The 19,278-nt window shown below is 55.6% G+C and carries 17 protein-coding genes, 1 pseudogene and 1 riboswitch; of the genes and pseudogenes, 7 read left to right on the top strand and 11 right to left on the bottom strand.

Annotation, left to right across the window (positions count from 1 at the left end):
- Positions 1–48 precede the first annotated feature (48 nt).
- Entirely contained in the window at positions 49–4,272 is a 4,224-nt protein-coding gene (gene rpoC / locus OGX93_RS00755) for a DNA-directed RNA polymerase subunit beta' (protein WP_012133810.1), read from the top strand.
- Between the two features lie 134 nt (positions 4,273–4,406).
- Here rpoC and OGX93_RS00750 read toward each other — a convergent pair whose 3' ends face one another.
- The 9 genes from OGX93_RS00750 to OGX93_RS00710 all read right to left on the bottom strand — a co-directional run bounded on the left by OGX93_RS00750 (position 4,407) and on the right by OGX93_RS00710 (position 11,453).
- The gene (locus tag OGX93_RS00750; protein WP_104867919.1) at positions 4,407–4,724 is read right to left on the bottom strand and encodes a PTS lactose/cellobiose transporter subunit IIA; all 318 of its coding nucleotides are present in this window, start codon (positions 4,722–4,724) and stop codon (positions 4,407–4,409) included.
- A gap of 4 nt (positions 4,725–4,728) precedes the next feature.
- Entirely contained in the window at positions 4,729–5,034 is a 306-nt protein-coding gene (locus OGX93_RS00745) for a PTS sugar transporter subunit IIB (protein WP_012133808.1), read from the bottom strand.
- Between the two features lie 308 nt (positions 5,035–5,342).
- Positions 5,343–6,473: a 2-iminoacetate synthase ThiH gene (gene thiH / locus OGX93_RS00740; RefSeq protein WP_012133806.1), complete on the bottom strand. Its 1,131-nt coding sequence runs from the start codon at positions 6,471–6,473 to the stop codon at positions 5,343–5,345.
- Positions 6,470–7,240: a thiazole synthase gene (gene thiG, locus OGX93_RS00735; RefSeq protein WP_012133805.1), complete on the bottom strand. Its 771-nt coding sequence runs from the start codon at positions 7,238–7,240 to the stop codon at positions 6,470–6,472. Before thiG ends, thiH begins: the two co-directional genes overlap by 4 nt.
- 1 nt (position 7,241) lies before the next feature.
- On the bottom strand, positions 7,242–7,442 hold the full coding sequence (gene thiS / locus OGX93_RS00730) for a sulfur carrier protein ThiS (protein ID WP_012133804.1): 201 nt from the start codon (positions 7,440–7,442) through the stop codon (positions 7,242–7,244).
- Positions 7,423–8,181, bottom strand: coding sequence for a HesA/MoeB/ThiF family protein (locus OGX93_RS00725; RefSeq protein ID WP_058668397.1), 759 nt, complete (start codon positions 8,179–8,181; stop codon positions 7,423–7,425). The genes thiS and OGX93_RS00725 overlap by 20 nt, the downstream gene beginning before the upstream one ends.
- The gene (thiE, locus tag OGX93_RS00720; protein WP_104867918.1) at positions 8,174–8,809 is read right to left on the bottom strand and encodes a thiamine phosphate synthase; all 636 of its coding nucleotides are present in this window, start codon (positions 8,807–8,809) and stop codon (positions 8,174–8,176) included. The genes OGX93_RS00725 and thiE overlap by 8 nt, the downstream gene beginning before the upstream one ends.
- A complete protein-coding gene (gene thiC / locus OGX93_RS00715) occupies positions 8,809–10,704 on the bottom strand; it encodes a phosphomethylpyrimidine synthase ThiC (RefSeq protein ID WP_286448900.1) in 1,896 nt (631 codons plus the stop codon). Before thiC ends, thiE begins: the two co-directional genes overlap by 1 nt.
- Positions 10,705–10,789: 85 nt before the next feature.
- Positions 10,790–10,899: riboswitch (TPP riboswitch) on the bottom strand.
- A gap of 50 nt (positions 10,900–10,949) precedes the next feature.
- Positions 10,950–11,453, bottom strand: coding sequence for an Rsd/AlgQ family anti-sigma factor (locus OGX93_RS00710; protein WP_012133800.1), 504 nt, complete (start codon positions 11,451–11,453; stop codon positions 10,950–10,952).
- Between the two features lie 96 nt (positions 11,454–11,549).
- Here OGX93_RS00710 and nudC point away from each other — a divergent pair, with 96 nt between their 5' ends.
- From nudC to OGX93_RS00680, 6 genes and pseudogenes are all read left to right on the top strand, one after another.
- Positions 11,550–12,323 (top strand): NAD(+) diphosphatase, encoded by a 774-nt coding sequence (nudC, locus tag OGX93_RS00705; protein ID WP_047459742.1) that lies wholly within the window; start codon positions 11,550–11,552, stop codon positions 12,321–12,323.
- A gap of 39 nt (positions 12,324–12,362) precedes the next feature.
- Positions 12,363–13,427 carry a uroporphyrinogen decarboxylase gene (gene hemE, locus OGX93_RS00700; RefSeq protein WP_012133798.1) on the top strand — a complete coding sequence of 355 codons (1,065 nt, stop codon included), beginning with the start codon at positions 12,363–12,365 and terminating at the stop codon, positions 13,425–13,427.
- A gap of 9 nt (positions 13,428–13,436) precedes the next feature.
- Complete coding sequence (nfi, locus tag OGX93_RS00695; RefSeq protein WP_199972412.1) at positions 13,437–14,108, top strand: deoxyribonuclease V; 672 nt, start codon at positions 13,437–13,439, stop codon at positions 14,106–14,108.
- 42 nt (positions 14,109–14,150) lie between these two features.
- Positions 14,151–14,742 (top strand): annotated as a pseudogene (locus tag OGX93_RS00690) (YjaG family protein).
- 186 nt (positions 14,743–14,928) lie between these two features.
- Complete coding sequence (hupA, locus tag OGX93_RS00685; RefSeq protein ID WP_001044509.1) at positions 14,929–15,201, top strand: nucleoid-associated protein HU-alpha; 273 nt, start codon at positions 14,929–14,931, stop codon at positions 15,199–15,201.
- Positions 15,202–15,212: 11 nt separating this feature from the next.
- Entirely contained in the window at positions 15,213–15,905 is a 693-nt protein-coding gene (locus OGX93_RS00680; protein ID WP_286448906.1) for a DUF1481 domain-containing protein, read from the top strand.
- 74 nt (positions 15,906–15,979) lie between these two features.
- On the opposite strand, the gene purD is transcribed toward OGX93_RS00680, so the two are convergent.
- Both purD and purH read right to left on the bottom strand, forming a co-directional pair.
- Entirely contained in the window at positions 15,980–17,269 is a 1,290-nt protein-coding gene (purD, locus tag OGX93_RS00675) for a phosphoribosylamine--glycine ligase (RefSeq protein ID WP_047459738.1), read from the bottom strand.
- 15 nt (positions 17,270–17,284) lie between these two features.
- Positions 17,285–18,874 (bottom strand): bifunctional phosphoribosylaminoimidazolecarboxamide formyltransferase/IMP cyclohydrolase, encoded by a 1,590-nt coding sequence (purH, locus tag OGX93_RS00670; RefSeq protein WP_214319217.1) that lies wholly within the window; start codon positions 18,872–18,874, stop codon positions 17,285–17,287.
- Between the last annotated feature and the right edge of the window lie 404 nt (positions 18,875–19,278).

Raw genomic sequence — 19,278 nt, 5'->3', positions numbered from 1 at the left:
GGGTAATACCCGGCAGCGGAATGTGCTAACTCCGACGGGAGCAAATCCGTGAAAGACTTATTAAAGTTTCTGAAAGCGCAAACTAAAACCGAAGAGTTTGATGCGATCAAAATTGCTCTGGCTTCGCCAGACATGATCCGTTCATGGTCTTTCGGTGAAGTTAAAAAGCCGGAAACCATCAACTACCGTACGTTCAAGCCTGAGCGTGACGGCCTTTTCTGCGCCCGTATCTTCGGGCCAGTAAAAGATTACGAGTGCCTGTGCGGTAAGTACAAGCGCCTGAAACACCGTGGTGTGATCTGTGAGAAGTGCGGCGTTGAAGTGACCCAAACTAAAGTACGCCGTGAGCGTATGGGCCACATCGAGCTGGCGTCCCCGACTGCTCACATCTGGTTCCTGAAATCTCTGCCGTCTCGTATCGGCCTGCTGCTCGATATGCCGCTGCGCGATATCGAACGCGTGCTGTACTTCGAATCCTATGTGGTTATCGAAGGCGGTATGACTAATCTGGAACGCCAGCAGATCCTGACTGAAGAACAGTATCTGGACGCGCTGGAAGAGTTCGGTGACGAATTCGACGCGAAGATGGGTGCGGAAGCTATTCAGGCCCTGCTGAAGAGCATGGATCTGGAGCAAGAGTGTGAAACTCTGCGCGAAGAGCTGAACGAAACCAACTCCGAAACCAAGCGTAAAAAGCTGACCAAGCGTATCAAACTGCTGGAAGCGTTCGTTCAGTCTGGTAACAAACCAGAGTGGATGATCCTGACCGTTCTGCCGGTTCTGCCGCCAGATCTGCGTCCGCTGGTTCCGCTGGATGGTGGTCGTTTCGCAACGTCGGATCTGAACGATCTGTATCGTCGCGTGATCAACCGTAACAACCGTCTGAAACGTCTGCTGGATCTGGCTGCGCCGGACATCATCGTACGTAACGAAAAACGTATGTTGCAGGAAGCGGTTGACGCCCTGCTGGATAACGGTCGTCGCGGTCGTGCGATCACCGGTTCTAACAAACGTCCTCTGAAATCTTTGGCCGACATGATCAAAGGTAAACAGGGTCGTTTCCGTCAGAACCTACTCGGTAAGCGTGTTGACTACTCCGGTCGTTCTGTCATTACCGTAGGTCCGTACCTGCGTCTGCATCAGTGCGGTCTGCCGAAGAAAATGGCGCTGGAGCTGTTCAAACCGTTCATCTACGGCAAGCTGGAACTGCGTGGGCTCGCCACCACCATCAAAGCCGCGAAGAAAATGGTTGAGCGTGAAGAAGCTGTCGTTTGGGATATCCTGGACGAAGTTATCCGCGAACACCCGGTACTGCTGAACCGTGCGCCAACACTGCACCGTCTGGGTATCCAGGCATTTGAACCGGTACTGATCGAAGGTAAAGCTATCCAGCTGCACCCGCTGGTTTGTGCGGCATATAACGCCGACTTCGATGGTGACCAGATGGCTGTTCACGTACCGCTGACGCTGGAAGCCCAGCTGGAAGCGCGTGCGCTGATGATGTCTACCAACAACATCCTGTCCCCGGCGAACGGCGAACCTATCATCGTTCCGTCTCAGGACGTTGTATTGGGTCTGTACTACATGACCCGTGACTGTGTTAACGCCAAAGGCGAAGGCATGGTGCTGACTGGCCCGAAAGAAGCTGAGCGTATTTATCGCGCTGGCCTGGCCTCTCTGCATGCGCGCGTTAAAGTGCGTATCACCGAATACGAAAAAGATGCTAACGGCGAATTCGTAGCGAAAACCAGCCTGAAAGACACGACCATCGGCCGTGCCATTCTATGGATGATCGTACCGAAGGGTCTGCCTTTCTCCATCGTCAACCAGGCGCTGGGTAAGAAAGCCATCTCTAAAATGCTGAACACCTGCTACCGTATTCTGGGCCTGAAACCGACCGTTATTTTTGCGGACCAGACGATGTACACCGGCTTTGCTTATGCAGCGCGTTCAGGTGCATCCGTTGGTATCGACGATATGGTTATCCCGGAGAAGAAACACGAGATCATCTCCGAAGCGGAAGCCGAAGTTGCTGAGATCCAGGAACAGTTCCAGTCTGGTCTGGTAACAGCGGGCGAACGCTATAACAAAGTTATCGATATCTGGGCTGCGGCGAACGATCGTGTATCCAAGGCGATGATGGACAACCTACAGACCGAAACCGTGATTAACCGTGACGGTCAGGAAGAGCAGCAGGTTTCCTTCAACAGCATCTACATGATGGCCGACTCCGGTGCGCGTGGTTCTGCGGCACAGATTCGTCAGCTTGCTGGTATGCGTGGTCTGATGGCGAAGCCAGATGGCTCCATCATCGAAACGCCAATCACCGCGAACTTCCGTGAAGGTCTGAACGTACTCCAGTACTTCATCTCCACTCACGGTGCGCGTAAAGGTCTGGCGGATACCGCACTGAAAACAGCGAACTCCGGTTACCTGACTCGTCGTCTGGTTGACGTTGCGCAGGATCTGGTGGTAACTGAAGACGACTGCGGCACTCACGAAGGTATCCTGATGACTCCGGTTATCGAGGGTGGCGACGTTAAAGAGCCGCTGCGCGATCGCGTACTGGGTCGTGTGACTGCTGAAGACGTACTGAAGCCGGGCACCGCAGATATTCTGGTTCCGCGCAACACGCTGCTGCACGAACAGTGGTGTGACCTGCTGGAAGAGAACTCTGTTGACGCCGTTAAAGTGCGTTCCGTTGTATCCTGTGACACCGACTTTGGTGTATGTGCGCACTGCTACGGTCGTGACCTGGCGCGTGGCCACATCATCAACAAAGGTGAAGCTATCGGCGTTATCGCGGCACAGTCCATCGGTGAGCCGGGTACACAGCTGACGATGCGTACGTTCCACATCGGTGGTGCGGCATCTCGTGCGGCTGCTGAATCCAGCATCCAGGTGAAAAACAAAGGTAGCATCCGTCTGAGCAATGCGAAGTCGGTTGTGAACTCCAGCGGTAAACTGGTTATCACCTCCCGTAACACCGAGCTGAAACTGATCGACGAATTCGGTCGTACCAAAGAGAGCTATAAAGTGCCTTACGGCTCTGTTATGGCGAAAGGTGATGGCGAGCAGGTTGCCGGCGGCGAAACCGTTGCAAACTGGGACCCGCACACCATGCCGGTTATCACCGAAGTAAGTGGTTTCGTTCGCTTTACTGACATGATCGACGGCCAGACCATTACTCGTCAGACTGACGAGCTGACCGGTCTGTCTTCTCTGGTGGTCCTGGATTCCGCAGAGCGTACTACGGGTGGTAAAGACCTGCGTCCGGCGCTGAAAATCGTTGATGCTCAGGGTAACGACGTTCTGATTCCTGGCACCGATATGCCTGCGCAGTACTTCCTGCCGGGTAAAGCGATTGTTCAGCTGGAAGATGGCGTACAGATCAGTTCTGGTGACACCCTGGCGCGTGTTCCGCAGGAATCCGGCGGTACCAAGGATATTACCGGTGGTCTGCCGCGCGTTGCTGACCTGTTCGAAGCGCGTCGTCCGAAAGAGCCGGCAATCCTGGCTGAAATCAGCGGCATCATTTCCTTCGGTAAAGAAACCAAAGGTAAACGTCGTCTGGTTATCACCCCGGTAGACGGTAGCGAGCCGTACGAAGAGATGATTCCGAAATGGCGTCAGCTCAACGTGTTCGAAGGTGAACGTGTAGAACGTGGTGACGTGGTTTCCGACGGCCCGGAAGCGCCGCACGACATTCTGCGTCTGCGTGGTGTTCATGCTGTTACTCGTTACATCGTTAACGAAGTACAGGACGTATACCGTTTGCAGGGCGTTAAGATTAACGATAAACACATCGAAGTTATCGTTCGTCAGATGCTGCGTAAAGCCACCATCGAAAACGCAGGTAGCTCCGACTTCCTGGAAGGCGAGCAGGTTGAATACTCCCGCGTCAAGATCGCTAACCGCGACCTGGAAGCGAACGGCAAAGTGGGTGCAACGTTCTCCCGCGATCTGCTGGGTATCACCAAAGCGTCTCTGGCAACCGAGTCCTTCATCTCTGCGGCATCGTTCCAGGAGACCACGCGTGTCCTGACCGAAGCAGCCGTTGCGGGTAAACGCGACGAACTGCGTGGCCTGAAAGAGAACGTTATCGTGGGTCGTCTGATCCCGGCTGGTACCGGTTATGCGTACCACCAGGATCGTATGCGCCGCCGTGCTGCGGGTGAACTCCCGGCTGCACCGCAGGTGACTGCTGAAGATGCGTCTGCCAGCCTGGCAGAACTGCTGAACGCAGGCCTGGGCGGTTCTGATAACGATTAATCGTTGCTGACCATAATAAAAAAACCCGCTTCGGCGGGTTTTTTTATGCCTGATGGCGCTTTGCTTATCAGGCCTACGGATACGGGTTGAACTTGTAGGCCGGATAAGGCGTAGCCGCCATCCGGCAACGGGTCTTAATTCACCAGCGGCAACCGACGATAAAGCTCAATCATATCCCCCGCCAAATCCTGAATAACCATTGCGTTCATCAGATGATCCTGGGAATGAACGGTGATCAGATTAACAGGCAGTTTTCCGGTTCCTTCATCAATCCCAATCAGCTTTGTCTGGATGCCGTGTGCCAGTTTGACAAACTCGTGCGACTCTTCCATCGCTTTCTCGGCGCCAGCAAAATCGCCTTTTCGCGCCAGTTGCAGTGCGGTCAGTGCCGAACTACGGGCTGCGCCTGCGTTGACCAGCAGCTCCATGATGATCGTCTCTAACTCTTCCATGCTATTACTCCATGAGCTTGAGGGCTTTTTCCAGCACGGCATCGCCTTTCATCATGCCATAATCCATCATGTCGATAACCGCGACCTTTTTACCTAAGGGGTCGGCAAGCGCCTGTAATTTCGCCTGTTCATACTTGACCTGAGGGCCAAGCAAAACAATATCCGCAGTGGCGATGTTTTCTTTAAATTCAGCCACCGGAACAGCTTTGATACTGACTTCAACCCCTTTCTTCTGCGCGGCGTCTTTCATCCGTTGTACCAGCATGCTGGTGGACATCCCGGCGGCACAGCATAAAACGATATTCTTCATAATCGGCTCTCACGGTTCCCTTGGTTCTTCATCTTTAGCCTGTGGCCGGGGGGAGAACAACCGTCTTAAAGTGAATGTGTGTAAAGCATCACACAAAAACTGAAACCGGTTGCAGTAATCCGATGGGGTCTGCAAAGACCGTCTGACCAGATGTGAAGGCAGGGCGAAATGAGGAAGGAATTTTTCGCCCTGGTCAGCGTCCGCTGCCGACCACGACAACATAAAAAAACGGGAGCCTGACGACAATCTCCCGTTTTTTGTATTACGCACTGGCGCGCAAAAAAATTACGCCGTGTCACGTTCGTGCATTATGTTTGCGAAGCTCGCCCCAGATAACTATCCCAGTCTTTCCAGACGGGCTGTAACCCCTGTGCGGTCAGTGCATTAGCAACGGCTTCTGGTCGGCGATCGTCATGAGGAGAAAACTGCTCCAGCTCGGGATGATTATCGGCATAGCCGCCTGGCTGCGTTTTTGAAAATGCGCTGACGTTATTAATCGCCAAAGGAATAACGTGATCGCGAAACCACGGCGATTCGCGCGTTGAGAGCGACAGCTCAATCTCCGGCGCCAGCAGACGAAATGCGCAAATGGTTTGCACCAACTGGCGCTCATCCATGATGGAGGCGGGTTCGACGCCGCCAGTACACGGTCGCAGGCGAGGGAAGGAGATAGAGTAGCGGCTCTGCCAGTAATGCTTCTGCATCCAGAGCAGATGCTCGGCTACCATGTAGCAGTCCACACGCCAGCTGTCAGACAGCCCAATCAACGCGCCGAGACCAATTTTGTCGATACCTGCCCGACCCAGCCTGTCCGGGGTTTCCAGCCGCCAGAAGAAATCCTGCTTTTTCCCTTTCAGATGGTGCTGTGCGTAAATCGCCTCATGGTAGGTCTCCTGGTAGACCATCACGCCGTCAAGCCCCAGTGTTTTTAACTCGCTATACTCTTCTTCCGCCAGCGGCTGCACTTCCATCTGGAGTGAAGAAAACTGGCGACGGATAGCGGGCAAATGACGACGAAAATAGTCCATGCCGACTTTGGCCTGGTGCTCGCCAGTGACAAGCAGGAGATGCTCAAAACCCAGCTCGCGAATCGCCTCGCATTCACGGCCTATTTCTGTTTCATCCAGCGTCTTGCGCTTAATGCGGTTACTCATGGAAAAGCCGCAGTAAGTGCAGTCGTTGGCGCACAGATTGGAGAGATACAGCGGCACATAAAAACTGACGGTATTGCCAAAGCGCTGACGGGTAAGGCGCTGCGCACGTTGGGCCAACGGTTCCAGATAGTCGCTGGCGGCGGGTGAAAGCAGCGCCATCATGTCGTCGCGGCTAAGTTGCGTGGCGTTAAGCGCCCGTTCCACATCGGCGGCGGTTTTGCTGTTGATGCGCAGGCGAATATCGTCCCAGTCCAGCTGTTGCCAGCGGTCGGTGAACGTTTTCATGCCGAAGCCTCCAGAAATCCGGTGAGCGGGCTGGTGGCCTGAGCGTAACTGCTGCGCGTTCCGGGTACGGCCCGACGCGCCATAACTCCGGCTTCAACCGCCAGGCGAAAAGCCTGCGCCATCATCACCGGATCATCTGCTACCGCAATCGCCGTATTCACCAGTACCGCGTCGGCGCCCATTTCCAGCGCCTGTGTGGCGTGGCTGGGAACGCCGATTCCGGCATCGACCACCACCGGAACGGTGGCCTGTTGGATGATGATCTCCAGCATCGCGCGCGTCTCCAGCCCCTGATTTGAACCAATGGGCGCACCGAGCGGCATGACGGCGGCGCAGCCAACCTCCTCAAGACGTTTGCACAACACCGGGTCGGCGCCGCAGTAGGGCAGCACGACGAACCCCTGTTTTACCAGCGCTTCTGCGGCTTTCAGCGTTTCGACAGGGTCCGGCAGCAGCCAGCGCGCGTCGGGGTGAATCTCCAGTTTCAGCCAGTGTGTGCCCAGGGCTTCCCGCGCCAGTTGCGCGGCGAAGATGGCTTCTTCCGCTGTTTTCGCACCGGAAGTATTGGGAAGCAGCGTTACCCCGGCATCAATAAGCGGCGCCAGAATTGCGTCATTGTGCTGGCGTAAATCCACGCGTTTCATCGCCAGCGTGACCAGCTGGCTGCCGGAAGCGCGAATCGCCTCGACCATCAGCTGTGAAGAGGCAAATTTCCCCGTGCCGGTGAACAGATGTGAATCAAACGTTTTATCTGCAATACGTAACATATCAACCCCCTGCAATAACCTGAAAAAGCAGGATCTGGTCGCCTTCCTGCACGATTTGCTGTTCCCACTGTTCACGCGGCAGGATCTGTTGATTCAGCGCCAGCGCCGCCCCTGGTTTCAGTTGGTTAAGCTGAGTGAGCAGATCGATAACGGACAGGCCGTCAGCGCACTGCATAGGTTCATCATTGAACTGAATCTGCATGACGCCCTCCGCATACCGGACAACCGCTGGCGCGATGCAATGCCAGACTGCGCCACTGGCTGGTTTTGGCATCGAATAACCGCAACTCGCCGCCGGGGATGTCCATCCCGCTCAGTAACTTGATGGCTTCCAGCGCCTGTAATGTTCCCATCACGCCGACAACGGGGCCGACGATCCCTGCCGTGCGGCAGTTGCGTTCCGGTTCTTCATCATCCGGCCACAGGCAGCGGTAGCAGCCCTGTTCCCAGGGCGGCGTCAGCACCATCAACTGGCCGCCAAAGCCGACGGCGCTGGCGGTAATGAGTGGAGTATCCAGCGCGACGCAGGCGGCGTTGATCTCCTGACGGGTCGCCATGTTGTCGGTACAGTCGAGCACCACATCGGCGCGCTCAACCGCATGGCGGAGCGCATCGCCAGTGAGGCGCTGCTGTAACGCCAGCAGTTCAATATCCGGGTTCAGCCGCGCCAGCCGCTGCTTTGTCACCAGGGATTTAGGGCGGGCAATATCATCTGTGGTGAACAGGATTTGCCGTTGCAGATTGCTCAGATGCACTTCGTCATCGTCGGCTAAAACCAGCGTACCGATGCCAGCGCCCGCCAGATAGAGCGCCGCAGGGGAACCCAAACCGCCCAGCCCGACAATCAGAACCCGGCTGGCAAGCAATTTTTGCTGTCCTTCAATGGCGATATCGCCGAGCAAAATTTGTCGGCTGTAGCGCATAAAGTCGCGATCATTCATCGCCAGCCCCCGCGATTGCCAGTAACTGCGCCGTTGCTTCGCGCCAGTCTTCCGCCCGGGTAATGGCGCTGACGACGGCAATACTGCCCACGCCGGTTTTCAGCACCGGCGAGGCGCGTTCGAGGCTGATCCCGCCGATGGCAACGGTGGGGTAATCGCCAAGACGTTCAATATGGCGCGCCAGCTGCTCCAGTCCTTGCGGCGCGGACGGCATCTGTTTGGTTTGCGTCGGGAATACGTGGCCGAGTGCGATATAAGACGGTCTGGCCGCCAGCGCTATGTCGATTTCCATGTCATCGTGGGTGGAAACGCCTAAGCGCAGCCCGGCAGCCTGAATCGCCTTCAGGTCGGTGGTTTCCAGATCTTCCTGACCGAGATGCACCCCGTAAGCGTTGTGCTTGATCGCCAGTCGCCAGTAGTCATTGATGAACAGGCGGGCATTGTAGCGGCGGCCCAGCGAGATAGCGGCTGATACGTCGTCCTCCACCTCTTCGTCGCGCTTGTCTTTGATACGTAGCTGGAGGGTGCGGACACCCGCTTCCAGCAAGCGTTCGATCCATTGCACGCTATCAACGACCGGATAAAGCCCCAGGCGGAAAGGCACCGCCGGGAAATCGGGCTGATACATTATGCTTCCTCCTTCCTGAGATAGATTTCACCGCCTTTGGCGCGGAAGTTTTCTGACATATCCGCCATTCCTACCTCGATGGTCTGCGCCGCCGCGTAGTCGCGGACTTCCTGGCTGATCTTCATTGAGCAGAATTTGGGGCCGCACATGGAACAGAAGTGCGCCACTTTACCGGATTCCTGCGGCAGGGTTTCGTCGTGGTAGGCGCGGGCGGTGAACGGGTCAAGCGCCAGGTTAAACTGGTCTTCCCAGCGGAACTCAAAGCGGGCTTTCGACATGGCGTTATCGCGGATTTGCGCGCCAGGATGGCCTTTTGCCAGGTCGGCGGCATGCGCCGCGATTTTGTAGGTGATCAGCCCCTGTTTCACATCCTCTTTGTTCGGCAGGCCGAGGTGCTCTTTTGGCGTTACGTAGCAGAGCATGGCGCAGCCAAACCAGCCAATCATTGCCGCGCCAATACCGGAGGTGAAGTGGTCGTAGCCCGGCGCAATATCGGTGGTCAGTGGCCCTAAGGTGTAGAACGGCGCTTCGTGGCAGTGTTCCAGCTCTTCGGTCATGTTACGGCGGATCATCTGCATCGGTACGTGGCCAGGGCCTTCAATCATCACCTGCACGTCGTACTCCCAGGCAATTTTGGTTAGCTCGCCCAGCGTGTGCAGCTCGGCAAACTGCGCTTCGTCGTTCGCATCCTGAATTGATCCCGGACGCAGGCCGTCGCCCAGCGACAGCGAGACATCGTAAGCGGCGCAGATTTCGCAGATTTCGCGGAAGTGCGCGTAGAGGAAGTTTTCTTGATGGTGAGAGAGGCACCATTTCGCCATGATCGAACCGCCGCGCGAGACGATACCGGTCAGACGTTTTGCGGTCATTGGCACATAGCGCAGTAGCACGCCCGCGTGGATGGTGAAGTAATCGACGCCCTGTTCCGCCTGCTCCAGCAGCGTGTCGCGGAAGGCTTCCCAGGTGAGATCTTCGGCGATCCCGTTCACTTTCTCCAGCGCCTGATAGATCGGCACGGTGCCGATCGGTACCGGGCTGTTACGCAGGATCCACTCGCGGGTTTCGTGAATATAGCGACCGGTTGAGAGGTCCATCACCGTATCTGCGCCCCAGCGCGTTGACCACACCAGTTTTTCCACCTCTTCTTCAATGGAGGAAGTGACCGCTGAGTTGCCGATATTGGCGTTGACCTTCACCAGGAAGTTGCGTCCGATGATCATCGGTTCGGATTCCGGGTGGTTGATGTTGGCCGGGATAATCGCGCGACCGGCGGCCACTTCGTCACGAACAAATTCCGGCGTGATGTTTTCCGGCAGGCGCGCGCCAAATCCAACGCCCGGATGCTGCTGGCGTAACACATCGCCGCGAATGCGCTCACGACCCATGTTTTCACGGATAGCGATGAACTCCATTTCCGGGGTTACAATCCCCTGACGCGCATAGTGCAGTTGCGTTACGCATTTGCCCGCTTTGGCGCGCTTCGGCGTGAGCAGCCCTGTAAAACGCAGCTCGTCCAGTCCATCATCGGCCAGACGTTCTTTGGTGTACGCCGAGCTACGGTCGGTCAATTCTTCGCTGTCTGTACGAGCCTCAATCCAGGGCTGACGCAGTTTTGCCAGGCCCTGCTGAACGTTAATGGCGACATCAGGATCGCCATAGGGGCCAGAGGTGTCATAGACCGGGATGGCTTCGTTCTCTTCGTATTGCGGATTATCTTTGCCGCCGCCGATGAGCGTGGGGCTTAGCTGGATTTCACGCATCGGAATGCGGATGTCCGGTTGTGAGCCGGTAATATAAATACGTTTTGAGTTCGGAAAGGCGGTGCCTTCCAGGGTGTCGATAAAGTGTTGGGCCTGGGCGCGTTGTTCGCGGCGAGTCAATTTTGTTGCAGACATAGCTCATTCCAAAAAGTGAAGGACGTGGCTTGTCAGACGACGGATGGAGTAATGGATGCGCGTTGCCCGTACAGGCTGACGCATAAAGCAGTTTACTCTTGTTCCCTTCGCAGGTATTAGCCTGATCAGGTTCCGCGGATCCCGAATTAACGGTCTCAGCCTGTGTTTTCACACACGGCACTCCGACAAGATGTAACCCCGGCGACGGGGCAATGGATGTAAATTACTCGTTACTGATTCATAACTCAAGCAGGCCGTGCAATTCCGCTTTCATCCTGGGCATTAAGCGTTAGATTATTGTCGAAGGCCAGCAGGATGAGTTTATCTTCCAGCGTAAACCGCGCTTCCAGCGCTTCGCCGATGTCGGAGAGCACTTGCTGAAATTCCGCATAATTATCGTGATCGATCGCGTTCTCCAGGCTGGAGTCGTAATATTCCATGATCTGTTGAGTATTGGCTTCCAGCAATGAATGGAGGCGCGTTGCGGTCGAACGCGGGTTTCCCTCTTCCATTTCTCGGATAATGTGTTCATAAATACTGAAGTGTCCGGCGGAAAGGTAGTCGACCAGGCCCTGACAAAAATCATCCAGCGCTTTTTCATTCAGCCGCATGTACGATTCTTTGCCAGGCTTAATGCCAACCAGATTGTAGTAAGCCACGAGCAGGTGCTTACGTACATGTAGCCAGCGATCAACCAGTTTATTACTTCCTTCGACGTGTTCCGTCAGGCTTTCCAGCTGGTTTAGCATGATTGACTCCGCAAGTTTAGATTTAAAACTGCTCACCTGAAAAATGTAAATATAATGTTAACAACATGCCAGTGAAGCAAAGGTAGTGCAAGAGCTATGGATCGTATTATTGAAAAATTAGATCACGGTTGGTGGATCGTCAGTCACGAGCAAAAATTATGGTTGCCTCGTGGAGAATTGCCATATGGCGAAGCGACAAATTTCGATCTTGTGGGGCAGCGCGCACTCCTGATTGGCGAGTGGGAAGGGGAGCCTGTCTGGCTGGTGTTACAGCATCGCCGGCATGATATGGGGTCGGTACGGCAGGTCATCGATCGGGACGTTGGCCTGTTTCAACTGGCGGGGCGGGGCGTGCAGCTGGCGGAATTTTACCGTTCGCACAAATTCTGCGGTTACTGTGGCCACCCCATGTATCCGAGCAAGACCGAATGGGCGATGCTGTGCAGCCACTGCCGCGAGCGTTACTATCCGCAGATTGCTCCCTGCATTATTGTCGCCATCCGGCGTGCCGATTCCATTTTACTGGCCCAGCATACGCGCCATCGTAACGGTGTTCATACGGTGCTGGCCGGGTTTGTGGAAGTGGGGGAGACCTTAGAGCAGGCGGTTGCGCGCGAAGTGATGGAAGAGAGCGGCATCAAAGTGAAAAATCTGCGTTACGTGACCTCACAGCCCTGGCCGTTCCCGCAATCGCTGATGACGGCGTTTATGGCGGAGTATGACAGCGGCGAGATTGTCATCGACCCGAAAGAGCTGCTGGAGGCGGGCTGGTATCGCTATGACGATCTTCCGTTATTGCCGCCGCCGGGCACGGTGGCGCGTCGTTTGATCGAAGATACTGTGGCAATGTGTCGGGCTGAGTATGAGTGATGGTACACTGGCACCCTGACGCAATGAAGGAACTGCAAAATGACCGAACTGAAGAACGATCGTTATCTGCGTGCGCTGCTGCGCCAGCCCGTTGATGTTACCCCGGTATGGATGATGCGCCAGGCAGGCCGCTATCTGCCGGAGTACAAAGCCACCCGCGCACAAGCAGGCGATTTTATGTCGCTGTGCAAAAATGCTGAGCTGGCGTGCGAAGTCACGCTACAACCGCTGCGGCGCTACCCGCTTGATGCGGCGATCCTCTTCTCGGACATTCTGACCATCCCGGATGCGATGGGGCTGGGACTCTATTTTGAGGCCGGGGAAGGCCCGCGCTTTACTTCGCCAGTCGCCTGTAAAGCGGATGTCGATAAGCTACCGATTCCTGACCCGGAAGACGAACTGGGCTACGTGATGAACGCGGTGCGTACGATTCGCCGCGAGTTGAAAGGTGACGTTCCGCTGATCGGTTTTTCCGGCAGTCCGTGGACGCTGGCGACTTACATGGTGGAAGGCGGCAGCAGCAAAGCCTTTACCGTCATCAAAAAAATGATGTATGCCGATCCGCAGGCGCTGCATGCGCTGCTCGATAAGCTGGCGAAAAGCGTCACTCTGTACCTCAACGCGCAGATTAAAGCGGGCGCGCAGTCGGTCATGATTTTCGACACCTGGGGCGGCGTGCTGACGGGGCGCGATTACCAGCAGTTCTCGCTGTATTACATGCATAAAATCGTTGATGGTCTGCTGCGGGAAAATGACGGTCGCCGTGTACCGGTCACGTTATTCACCAAAGGTGGCGGCCAGTGGCTGGAGGCGATGGCAGAAACCGGGTGTGATGCGTTAGGCCTCGACTGGACAACCGATATTGCCGACGCGCGCCGTCGCGTGGGCCATAAAGTGGCGCTACAGGGCAATATGGACCCGTCCATGCTCTATGCGCCACCGGCGCGCATTGAAGAGGAAGTGGCGACGATTCTCGCCGGATTCGGCCAGGGTGAAGGCCACGTCTTTAATCTTGGACACGGTATCCACCAGGATGTACCACCGGAGCACGCGGGCGCATTTGTTGATGCGGTACACCGCTTGTCCGAACAGTACCACCGCTAAGGAGTCATTATGGATCTCGCGTCGCTACGCGCTCAACAAATTGAACTCGCCTCGTCGGTGATCCGCGAGGATCACCTTGATAACGATCCGCCAGATCTGATCGCCGGGGCGGATGTTGGGTTCGAGCAGGGCGGGGAAGTGACGCGAGCGGCGATGGTGCTGTTGACGTATCCAGCGCTTGAACTGGTGGAATACAAAGTGGCGCGTATCGCCACTACCATGCCGTATATCCCCGGCTTCCTCTCCTTTCGCGAGTATCCTGCGCTGTTGGCTGCGTGGGAACAGCTGTCGCAAAAACCGGATTTAGTCTTTGTCGATGGGCACGGTATTTCCCACCCGCGTCGTCTGGGGGTGGCAAGCCACTTTGGATTGATGATGGATGTACCCACCATCGGCGTAGCGAAAAAACGGCTGTGCGGCAAGTTTGAGCCGCTTTCCGCCGAACCTGGCGCGCTGGCCCCGCTGATGGACAAAGGCGAGCAGTTAGCCTGGGTCTGGCGCAGCAAAGCGCGCTGTAACCCGCTGTTTATCGCGACCGGACATCGCGTGAGTACCGACAGCGCGTTGGCGTGGGTGCAGCGCTGTATGCAAGGCTACCGTCTGCCGGAACCGACGCGCTGGGCGGATGCGGTGGCATCAGAGCGTCCGGCGTTTGTGCGCTGGCAAGCAAATCACCGCTGATTCAGGTACACTGCGGCTCATTTCTGATTTCGAGAATTCAACATGTTACAAAACCCGATTCATCTGCGTCTGGAACGCCTGGAAAGCTGGCAGCACGTCACCTTTATGGCTTGTTTGTGCGAGCGTATGTATCCGAACTATGCCATGTTCTGTCAGCAGACGGGTTTTGGCGATGGGCAGGTGTACCGCCGAATCCTGGATCTCATCTGGGAAACGCTGACGGTGAAAGATGCGAAGGTCAATTTTGACAGCCAGCTGGAAAAGTTTGAGGAAGCGATTCCGGCTGCTGACAGATTTTGATCTGTACGGCGTTTACCCGGCGATTGATGCCTGCGTTGCATTAAGCGAGTTAATGCATTCTCGTCTCAGTGGCGAAACGCTGGAACATGCCATTGAGGTCAGTAAGACATCCATTACCACGGTTGCGATGCTGGAAATGACTCAGGCTGGTCGAGAAATGACCGATGAAGAGCTCAAAGAAAACCCGGCTGTTGAACAGGAATGGGACATTCAGTGGGAAATATTCCGACTTTTGGCCGACTGCGAAGAACGCGATATTGAGCTGATAAAAGGGCTTCGGGCAGACCTGCGCGAGGCCGGTGAGAGCAATATCGGTATAAATTTTGAGCAATGACACCAGAAAACGTGATTTAACGCCTGATTTGTCGTGCCTGGAGGCTTCCCTTCCGCCCCCCGTCTGGTCTACATTTGGGGGGCGAAAAAAAGTGGCTATCGGTGCGTGTATGCAGGAGAGTGCTTTTCTGGCATTTCCGTCGCACTCGATGCTTAGCAAGCGATAAACACATTGTAAGGATAACTTATGAACAAGACTCAACTGATTGATGTAATTGCAGACAAAGCAGAACTGTCCAAAACCCAGGCTAAAGCTGCTCTGGAATCCACTCTGGCTGCTATTACTGAGTCTCTGAAAGAAGGCGATGCTGTACAACTGGTTGGTTTCGGTACCTTCAAAGTGAACCACCGCGCTGAGCGTACTGGCCGCAACCCGCAGACCGGTAAAGAAATCAAAATCGCTGCAGCGAATGTACCGGCGTTTGTTTCTGGTAAAGCACTGAAAGACGCAGTTAAGTAATTCGCGTGGCAGTGAACAGTTTTAATGAAGGGGCGCTCTCGCCCCTTTTGTCTGTCTGGCGTCGTATGCTGACGTTGGCAGGCGCGCTGTTGCTGTCCGCTTGTAGCCATAACACGACGCTTCCACCGTTTACGGCCAGCGGTTATGTTGACGACCAGGGTGCGGTACGCATCTGGCGTAAAGATTCCAGCGATGGCGTCCATCTGCTCTCGGTCTTTAGCCCGTGGCGTAACGGCAGCACCACAACCAGCGAATACCGCTGGCAGGGCGACATGCTCTCCCTGATTGAACTCAATATTTACAGCAAACCTTCTGAACATATTCGCGCACGCTTCGACGATCATGGCGAGCTCAGTTTTATGCAGCATGAAGTCGACGGGCAGAAGCAGCAGCTTTCCAGCGACCAGATCGCCTTATACCGCTATCGCGCCAATCAGATCCGCCAGACCAGTGACGCATTGCGTCAGGGACGCGTCGTGCTGCGTCAGGGACGCTGGCATGCAGACCGCACGGTAACTACCTGCGAAGGCGAAACGTTGAAACCAGACCTGGATGCGTGGGCTATCAGCCACATAGAGCGACGTCAGCAGCATTCATCGATAGAGGTGAGTGTGGCATGGCTGGAGGCGCCTGATGGCTCCCAGCTGCTGCTGGTGGCCAATGAAGACTTCTGCCACTGGCAACCTATAGAGAAGACGTTCTGATGATTGCCGGATGGCGGCTTGCGTCTTATCCGGCCTACAGTTGCTCTCCATAGGCCAGATAAGAGGTGTCAGCGTTAGTTTTGCTCGCGTTCGATCGCGCGCCAGCCGATATCTTTGCGGCTAAAGCAGTTATCCCAGTGGATATCTGCCATCAGCGCGTAGGCACGCTGCTGTGCTTCGGCAACGGTATGGCCTAGCGCAGTGGCGCACAGTACGCGACCGCCGCTTGTAACGACCCGGTCATCTTCCGCCAGTTTGGTGCCGGCATGGAATACCTTACCGTCCGCCACCTCTTCCAGCGGCAGACCGTGGATCACATCGCCTGTGCGGTAGTCGCCCGGATAACCGCCAGCCGCCATCACCACGCCGAGCGATGCGCGCTCATCCCACTCAGACGTTTTCTCGTCCAGCTTACCGTCGCAGGCAGCCAGACAAAGTTCAACCAGATCGGATTTCATACGCAGCATGATTGGCTGGGTTTCCGGGTCACCAAAGCGGCAGTTGAATTCGATAACTTTCGGGTTGCCCTGCTTATCGATCATCAGCCCAGCGTACAGGAAGCCGGTATAAGTATTGCCTTCCGCCGCCATGCCTTTTACGGTTGGCCAAATGATGCGCTCCATCGTGCGCTGATGAACCTCGTCGGTCACCACCGGCGCCGGGGAGTAAGCGCCCATACCGCCGGTATTCAACCCGGTATCGCCATCGCCGACGCGTTTGTGATCCTGGCTGGTGGCCATTGGCAACACATGTTCGCCATCGACCATCACGATGAAGCTCGCTTCTTCACCGTCGAGGAACTCTTCGATCACGATACGGTGTCCCGCGTCGCCAAACGCGTTACCCGCCAGCATGTCATGAACTGCGGCTTCGGCCTCGATCAGCGTCATCGCCACAATCACGCCTTTCCCGGCAGCCAGTCCGTCGGCTTTAATGACGATCGGCGCGCCTTTCTCACGCAGGTAAGCCAGCGCGGGTTCGATCTCCGTGAAGTTCTGGTACTCCGCCGTCGGAATCTGGTGACGGGCGAGGAAATCCTTGGTGAAGGCTTTGGAGCCTTCCAACTGCGCGGCGCCTTCAGTTGGGCCAAAGATTTTCAGGCCTGCGGCGCGGAAAGTATCCACCACGCCTTTCACCAGCGGCGCTTCCGGGCCGACGATGGTCAGATCGATCTTCTCGTTCTGGGCAAAGCTCAGCAGTGCCGGAATATCCGTGACGCCAATAGCGACGTTTTGCAGCGCCGGTTCCAGCGCTGTTCCGGCGTTACCTGGCGCGACATACACGGTTTCAACCTGCGGTGATTGCGCCGCTTTCCACGCCAGGGCGTGTTCGCGCCCGCCGTTGCCGATTACTAATACTTTCATTGTCTGCTCCGTGAATTAATGGCGGAAGTGACGCATGTCGGTGAAGATCATCGCAATGCCGTGTTCGTCAGCGGCGGCAATGACTTCATCATCACGGATGGAGCCACCGGGCTGGATAACGCAGCTCACGCCAACAGCAGCCGCAGCATCAATACCGTCGCGGAACGGGAAGAACGCGTCAGATGCCATTGCGGAACCTTTTACTTCCAGTCCTTCATCGCCCGCTTTAATACCGGCGATCTTCGCGGAATAAACGCGGCTCATCTGGCCCGCGCCAATACCGATAGTCATATTCTCTTTCGCGTACACAATCGCGTTGGATTTCACAAACTTCGCTACTTTCCAGCAGAACAGCGCGTCACGCAGTTCCTGCTCGCTCGGCTGACGTTTGGTTACCACGCGCAGTTCGCCTGCCGTTACCATACCCAGGTCACGATCCTGAACCAGCAGACCGCCGTTAACGCGTTTGAAGTCCAGGCCCGGCACACGCTGTGCCCACTGGCCGCAGGTCAGGACGCGCACGTTCTGTTTGGCGGCGGTAATCTTCAGGGCGTCTTCAGATGCGGAAGGCGCAATGATCACTTCGACGAACTGACGGGAGATGATGGCCTGTGCCGTTTCGGCATCCAGTTCGCGGTTAAACGCGATGATGCCGCCGAATGCGGAGGTCGGGTCAGTCTTGTATGCGCGATCGTAGGCGTCGAGAATAGAAGTGCTTACCGCCACGCCACACGGGTTAGCGTGCTTCACGATGACGCAGGCGGGCTCGCTGAACTCTTTCACACACTCCAGCGCCGCGTCGGTATCGGCGATGTTGTTGTAGGAGAGCGCTTTGCCCTGTACCTGCTGCGCGGTCGCAACAGATGCTTCTTGCACATTCTCTTCTATATAGAAGGCTGCCTGCTGGTGGCTGTTTTCGCCGTAGCGCATATCCTGCTTCTTAATGAAGTTCAGATTCAGGGTACGCGGGAAGCGGCCAGCAGCCTCTTTGCTTTCACCGTGATATGCCGGAACCATGCTGCCGAAGTAGTTGGCAATCATGCTGTCGTAGGCAGCGGTGTGTTCGAAGGCTTTAATGGCGAGATCGAAGCGGGTATCAAGGGTCAGTGAACCGTCGTTGCTATCCATCTCTTTAATAATGGCGTCGTAGTCGCTGCTCTTTACAACGATAGCGACATCTTTATGGTTCTTGGCAGCGGAGCGCACCATGGTCGGGCCGCCGATATCAATGTTCTCTACGGCATCTTCCAGCGAGCAACCTTCACGAGCGACAGTCTGGGCGAACGGGTACAGGTTAACAACAACCATATCGATTGGCGCGATACCGTGTTGTTCCATAATTCCGTCATCCTGACCACGGCGACCGAGAATACCGCCGTGTACTTTCGGATGCAGGGTCTTCACGCGTCCATCCATCATTTCCGGGAAACCGGTGTAATCGGAAACTTCGGTCACCGGCAGACCTTTATCTGCTAACAGACGGGCAGTGCCCCCTGTAGACAGCAGCTCCACACCGCGTGCGGAAAGTGCCTGGGCGAATTCGACGATACCGGCCTTGTCAGAAACACTGAGCAGAGCGCGGCGGACTGGACGACGTTGTTGCATGGTAAATCCCCTGGATTTGACTATTACAGAGAGCGTTAGCTGAATTTTTCGTGAAAAACTCAGCTAACGCCCCTTACGGGGCATCCTTGTTTTGCGGTGGCATTGTAACGAAAACGTTTGCGCAACGCTCGCGAATTTTTCTTTTTCCATTCGATACCCTTTTATTCCTGTATTGAGCGCGTCTTTATTAAGGAGAGATTCAGGAAATGATCGCCAGGATTGTGGATAACTCTGTGTGTAAAAGGGTATAAGGCGGGGTTTTGCTGGGGAATGCAGCAGTCAGTCATTTTTCTGTCATTTTTCTATTGCGGCCTGCGGAGAACTCCCTATAATGCGCCTCCATCGACACGGCGGATGTGAATCACTTCACACAAACAGCCGGTTGATTAAAGAGAAAAATCCTG

Origin of the sequence: Citrobacter sp. CK195 (genome assembly GCF_030333365.1) — a bacterium.
Lineage (GTDB): Bacteria > Pseudomonadota > Gammaproteobacteria > Enterobacterales > Enterobacteriaceae > Citrobacter_B > Citrobacter_B koseri.
Note: the sequence above shows the minus strand (reverse complement) of the source record. Positions and strands in the feature narration are given on the sequence as shown.

What these genes read in the sequence shown, in the direction of transcription:
- thiS (WP_012133804.1), bottom strand. Translation starts at nt 7,442, where the DNA reads ATGCAGATTCAGTTCAATGATGAACCTATGCAGTGCGCTGACGGCCTG.
- thiH (WP_012133806.1), bottom strand. Translation starts at nt 6,473, where the DNA reads ATGAAAACGTTCACCGACCGCTGGCAACAGCTGGACTGGGACGATATT.
- OGX93_RS00725 (WP_058668397.1), bottom strand. Translation starts at nt 8,181, where the DNA reads ATGAATGATCGCGACTTTATGCGCTACAGCCGACAAATTTTGCTCGGC.
- OGX93_RS00710 (WP_012133800.1), bottom strand. Translation starts at nt 11,453, where the DNA reads ATGCTAAACCAGCTGGAAAGCCTGACGGAACACGTCGAAGGAAGTAAT.
- OGX93_RS00745 (WP_012133808.1), bottom strand. Translation starts at nt 5,034, where the DNA reads ATGAAGAATATCGTTTTATGCTGTGCCGCCGGGATGTCCACCAGCATG.
- nfi (WP_199972412.1), top strand. Translation starts at nt 13,437, where the DNA reads ATGGATCTCGCGTCGCTACGCGCTCAACAAATTGAACTCGCCTCGTCG.
- thiG (WP_012133805.1), bottom strand. Translation starts at nt 7,240, where the DNA reads ATGTTACGTATTGCAGATAAAACGTTTGATTCACATCTGTTCACCGGC.
- thiE (WP_104867918.1), bottom strand. Translation starts at nt 8,809, where the DNA reads ATGTATCAGCCCGATTTCCCGGCGGTGCCTTTCCGCCTGGGGCTTTAT.
- hupA (WP_001044509.1), top strand. Translation starts at nt 14,929, where the DNA reads ATGAACAAGACTCAACTGATTGATGTAATTGCAGACAAAGCAGAACTG.
- hemE (WP_012133798.1), top strand. Translation starts at nt 12,363, where the DNA reads ATGACCGAACTGAAGAACGATCGTTATCTGCGTGCGCTGCTGCGCCAG.
- thiC (WP_286448900.1), bottom strand. Translation starts at nt 10,704, where the DNA reads ATGTCTGCAACAAAATTGACTCGCCGCGAACAACGCGCCCAGGCCCAA.
- purD (WP_047459738.1), bottom strand. Translation starts at nt 17,269, where the DNA reads ATGAAAGTATTAGTAATCGGCAACGGCGGGCGCGAACACGCCCTGGCG.
- purH (WP_214319217.1), bottom strand. Translation starts at nt 18,874, where the DNA reads ATGCAACAACGTCGTCCAGTCCGCCGCGCTCTGCTCAGTGTTTCTGAC.
- OGX93_RS00750 (WP_104867919.1), bottom strand. Translation starts at nt 4,724, where the DNA reads ATGGAAGAGTTAGAGACGATCATCATGGAGCTGCTGGTCAACGCAGGC.
- nudC (WP_047459742.1), top strand. Translation starts at nt 11,550, where the DNA reads ATGGATCGTATTATTGAAAAATTAGATCACGGTTGGTGGATCGTCAGT.